Source organism: Streptomyces alkaliphilus (assembly GCF_014141535.1).
Classification (GTDB): Bacteria; Actinomycetota; Actinomycetes; order Streptomycetales; family Streptomycetaceae; genus Streptomyces; species Streptomyces alkaliphilus.
Window position 1 is genome coordinate 1 of sequence record NZ_VKHT01000385.1, and the last position, 4543, is coordinate 4543.

A 4543-nucleotide genomic window follows, 5' to 3' on the forward strand; every position below is an offset into this window, starting at 1 on the left:
CTTCCTGCCCTCCCCCACCGCGACGACGTGACGGCGGGCCCCCGACTCCGTCCCCTCCGCCGGGAAACATCGGGCGGAAAACGAGATGTCCCGGAGGCCGGTGTCGGGACAGACTTCTCCCATGGTGACCGACATGCCCCGGTCACCGCAGGAGAGGGCCCTGCACCATGTCACGTCCCTGTCCTCGGGAGACCCGCTGGACCCCCGCCTGCGGTTGACGATGAACTTCCACCCCGACCGGATGGTGACCGGCCGACCGATCCTGCTCCGCATGGCGAGGGACGGGGTCTACCACTCCCAGTTCGTGACCGGCACCGGCAACGGCGGCCTGACCGCCCATCCGGGCGGGGACCGTTGGCTGTGGGAGAGCCGTATGTTCGCGGGAGCCTATGACCGGGCGGCTCCCCGGGAGCGTCCCGTCTACGGCGCGCTGAACTTCCGACGGAACCCCGCCGGCGGAGCGCCCCGGTTCGGCTCCTCGTACTTCAGGCTCACCTCCGATGTCCTCCGGCGGGCCACGTTCTGTTATCCGGACAGCTCCACCGGGCCCTCGGCCTTCGGCGTGGCGTCCCGCTTCTCCCTCATCGAATTGGCCGAGGCCCACAGTGTCGACGCCCTGGACGGGCACGTCGAGGCACAGATCCACGGCACCGTCGACCTCACCCGGGATGTCGAGGCGCTGGTTCTCGACGCCTGTTACCGGGGCACGGCCGTGGAGGAGGACGCCCGTCGACTCCCGTGTCCGGTCGAATGGCACCCCGGCTTCCGCCTCGACGTGGACCACCTGCGACGGCACCCGGAGTACCGGGGACAGCGGTACGTGGACCTCGGCGTCGCCATCGCGGTCGACGGCCGGCTCGACCCGGCGGTGATCGGGGACGCCGTTCGAGCGGGCCGTCACCACCCGCAGGAACTCAAGAGGGTCTGGCACTGCCTCGCCCGTTTCGGCGCCCCGCCGGTCGGGGGCCCGTAGGGGTCCCGACCGGCCACCGGGGTCCTCACGCCGTCTCTTCCGGACCACCCTCCTCCCGCGCGGACGCGCCGAAGGGGCCGGTTTCCCCCTTGGTGTCGACCCGACCCACCGCTTCGGAGCCGGTCGTCAACGCCTCACACGCGCTCTGCCACGCGGAGGAATCGGGGTGAAGCCGGGTGTGGAGGTATGCGGCGGTGAGTCGGGCGAGGGCGGCGACCCGCTCGGGATTCTCGTCTGTGGTCTCGGCGGCGTCGTATCCGGCGATCCCGCCGAGTCCGTGTTCCGCGTCGAACAGGGTGAGCAGGGACTTGGGTCCGGGAGCGAGGGTGTAGGGGTCGGCGTGCCAGTCCGGTCCCATGTCCGTGAAGTGGTGGGGGTCGTCCTTGTCCCCGATGACGACCAGCGCGGGTGTGGTCATGGTGGAGAAATCGACGGCGCCGATGATCGGCCACCGCTCCGCCATGGGCCCATTGAAGACGTCGCCTCCCCTGCCGGGTGCGGCGAGCAGTACCCCGGCCCCGATCCGGGGTTCGAGGAGGTGGACCGTTTCCCCGCCGGCGGGGTCGTGAAGCCCGGCGCCCAGCAGGAGCGCGGCGGTGAAACCTCCGAGGGAGTGCCCGGCGAGGGCGACCCTGGTGTGGTCGATCCGTCCCGCGAGCCCGGGCACGGTGCGCTCTATCATGTCGAGCCGGTCGAGGATGTGGCTCATGTCCTCGGCTCGGGATCGCCAGAAGTCGGGGGCGCCGGGCGCGCCGGCGACCAGGTGGCTCAGCGTCCTGGAGGTGAGGTGGGTGGGTTGCAGGACGACGAATCCCCGGGCGGCCCAGAGGTTGGCGAGTGGCGCGTAGCCGTTGAGCGAGGAGAGGTTGTTCGAGGGGCCGTGCCCGTGGGAGAGGAGGATGACGGGTAGATCGGTTCCGGTGGCGGGTGCGGAGACACGCACCCGGAGGTCCACGGGACGTCCCGGCACGGGTAGGACGACGGGAGCGAAGGACAGGACCGGGACGGGCACGCCCCTCGCATCGACGCTGGTGGGTGTACTCACAACAGGGGTCCCCTTCCGGTGGTACCCGTCACCCGTCGGCATCCCGGGGCCGATGGCGGGCAACGTGGGCAAGGCGGGCAGGAGCGTTCCGTTCCCGTCCGACAGGAAAACGGAGCATTGCTCCACTTAATATTCGGAGCACTGCTCCGCTTTGTCAATCGGCGTGGAGGGAATGCCTGATGGCCACCGACAGTCCTGCCGGGGAACCGCCGCCCGGGGGCACACGGGTCGACGCCCGGCGCAACCGGCAGGCGGTGCTCGACGCCGCTGCCGAGGTGTTCGTCACCTCCGGCGTCGACGCGCCGATCCGCCGGATCGCGGCCCGGGCGGGCGTCGGCATGGCCACGATCTACCGCCACTTCCCGACCCGGGCGGATCTCGTCACAGCCGTCTACCGCCACCAGATCGAGGCGTGCGCCGAAGCCGGCCCCCGTCTGCTGGCCGATGCCGACTCCCCGTTCGACGCCTTGCGCCAGTGGATCGACCTCTTCGTGGACTTCCTCGTCACCAAGCACGGGCTGGCCGATGCCCTGCGGTCCGATGACGACCGCTTCGCCGCGTTGCACTCCTACTTCCTCGATCGCCTGCTCCCCGTCTGCGGCCAACTGCTCGACGCCGCGGTCGAGGCCGGCGACATCGAAGCCGGCACCCAGCCGTACGAGCTGATGCGCGGCATCGGCAACCTCTGCATCGGACACGAGAACGACCCCCGCTACGATCCCCGACGTCTCATCGCTCTTCTGCTCCAAGGGCTCCGGTGACCTTTTCAACAGTGTGGATGAGGTCGGTCAACCCGGGTTCCTCCACGGGGAAATGACCGCATTCGCGGAGCGGGACGAGTTCCACGGGAGCCGCGATCCGTTGGAGCCAACGGGTGCTGATTCCCATCGGGGTCCAGGCGTCACGAGTGGGGTGGGCCAGGATGAGGGGAGTGTGCATCCGCTCCGGTGGAATGTGTCGGTACGTCATGTACGAGGCGAGGAGCCCCAGGGGCACCTCCACCCCTCCGCCACGGCGGCCCGGCGCACCCGGATCTCCCGCAGGTACGGGAAGTCGGCGGTCCACGCGCCGTCGTCCCCCGGCGCGGGAAGGTTGCGCCACCACAGGTGGGTCAGCCGCTCCGGAACGAGGAGGGTGATCAACTCCTCCGGCCGGTGGGTGCCGACGAGCTGCACCCGCGCCCGGCCCCCGAGGCCGCGCAGCAGCCGCAGGTGCTTTGGGGTGTGGACGCTGACGTACAGGTCCTCTTCGTCGAGGTCGGCCAGGATCTCCCGGGCGTAGCGCTCGGCGTCGAAGTGGTGCCAGTTCCAGGCCAGTTGGCGGCGCAGCCAGAGCGAGGGGTGGTGCCGGTAGCGGGCCAGGAGCGGCAGGGCGGCGTCGGTGCCGATCCTCAGCGCGGTGACCACCACCGCGCCCGCCTCATCGTCCGTCAGCCCTTCCGGGCCGGGCAGCAGCCCGAGGAGCAGCGTCCCGCCGTGGTGGGCCAGGAACCTCGCCTGTCGCAGGTCGGCGGGGGGCAGCAGGCGGGCCGCGGTGTCGGTCACCCGCCGGCGCATGCCGGGGTCGGCGTCGGCGGCCCGGTGCCAGCGGGTGACGAACAGTTCGATGTCGGTGCGGGACATCGGCGCGAGGGAGAGTTCCGCGAAGCCGCGTGCCGCGACACGGTCGGCGAGCCAGTCCTCCCGGACGGCGGAGGGGCGGGCGGTGACCACCCAGGGGTTGCCGGGGTCGGCGGCCATGAGGTCGCGGATCCAGCGCCGGACGGTCTCCCGGTCGCGTTCGGGGACCTCGTCCACGCCGTCCACCAGCAGCAGCGCCCGGCCGGCGGTCAGGACCCGGTCGGCCCAGCCGTCCGGTTGGGCGGCGGCGAGCGGGCTGCCCACGGCGTGCGCGAAGCGGTCGGGGGTGGGTGGCCGGCCGTCGACCCCCACGCGGCGCAGCGGCAGCACGAACGGCACCCGGCCGACGAGGTGGTCGAGACCGGGCGGGTGGTCGCGCGGGGGCCCGAGGTGGGTGCGGGCGGCGGTGACGGCGAGCCACTGCACGAGGGTGCTCTTGCCCGACCCGGCGACGCCGCGCAGCAGCACCCGTTCCCGGCCGGCGAGGGCGTCCTCGGCCCGCAGCACGAGGCCGGACGGATCCACGGAACCGCCGGAACCACCGGCACCGGCCGGGGCCGTCGGGTCGGCGGAGTCCGGCCCCGTCTCCGGGGTGGTGACCTCCAGCGGCACGTACGCGGCGTCCAGCGGCCATTCGTGTCCGTGGCCGATGTCCAGGCCGTGGATGGTCAGTTCGCCGTGCCGGGCGATGACGCGGTCGGCCCAGCGGCGTTCGAAGGCGGCGTCCTCCGCGTGCCGGTCGCCGAGCCGTTCCATCAGCAGGTCCGTGGTCGTGGCCAGGCGGTGCAGCATCCGGGTCTGTTCCACCCGGGCGCGGGCGGCGAAGGTCGAGCGGGTGGTGAAGAAGTGCAGGACGTGGACGCAGCAGGTGTGCAGCAGGGAGTCCCAGCGGGCGTCGACGTCGGC

4 protein-coding genes are annotated in these 4543 nt (G+C 71.9%); 2 read left to right on the forward strand and 2 right to left on the reverse strand.

Annotated features, from left to right (window positions below):
• Positions 1–121 precede the first annotated feature (121 nt).
• Positions 122–973, forward strand: coding sequence for a DUF3626 domain-containing protein (locus FNQ90_RS13485; protein ID WP_228471119.1), 852 nt, complete (start codon positions 122–124; stop codon positions 971–973).
• Between the two features lie 25 nt (positions 974–998).
• Here FNQ90_RS13485 and FNQ90_RS13490 read toward each other — a convergent pair whose 3' ends face one another.
• Positions 999–2018, reverse strand: coding sequence for an alpha/beta hydrolase family protein (locus FNQ90_RS13490; protein ID WP_323379941.1), 1020 nt, complete (start codon positions 2016–2018; stop codon positions 999–1001).
• A 179-nt stretch (positions 2019–2197) separates the two neighbouring features.
• Here FNQ90_RS13490 and FNQ90_RS13495 point away from each other — a divergent pair, with 179 nt between their 5' ends.
• Positions 2198–2779, forward strand: a complete 582-nt coding sequence (locus FNQ90_RS13495) for a TetR/AcrR family transcriptional regulator (protein ID WP_182606605.1) — start codon at positions 2198–2200, stop codon at positions 2777–2779.
• Positions 2780–2983: 204 nt separating this feature from the next.
• Here the strand turns inward: FNQ90_RS13495 and FNQ90_RS13500 are convergent.
• Positions 2984–4543 (reverse strand): NACHT domain-containing protein (locus tag FNQ90_RS13500; RefSeq protein WP_182606606.1); only part of this gene is annotated, 1560 nt, incomplete at its 5' end.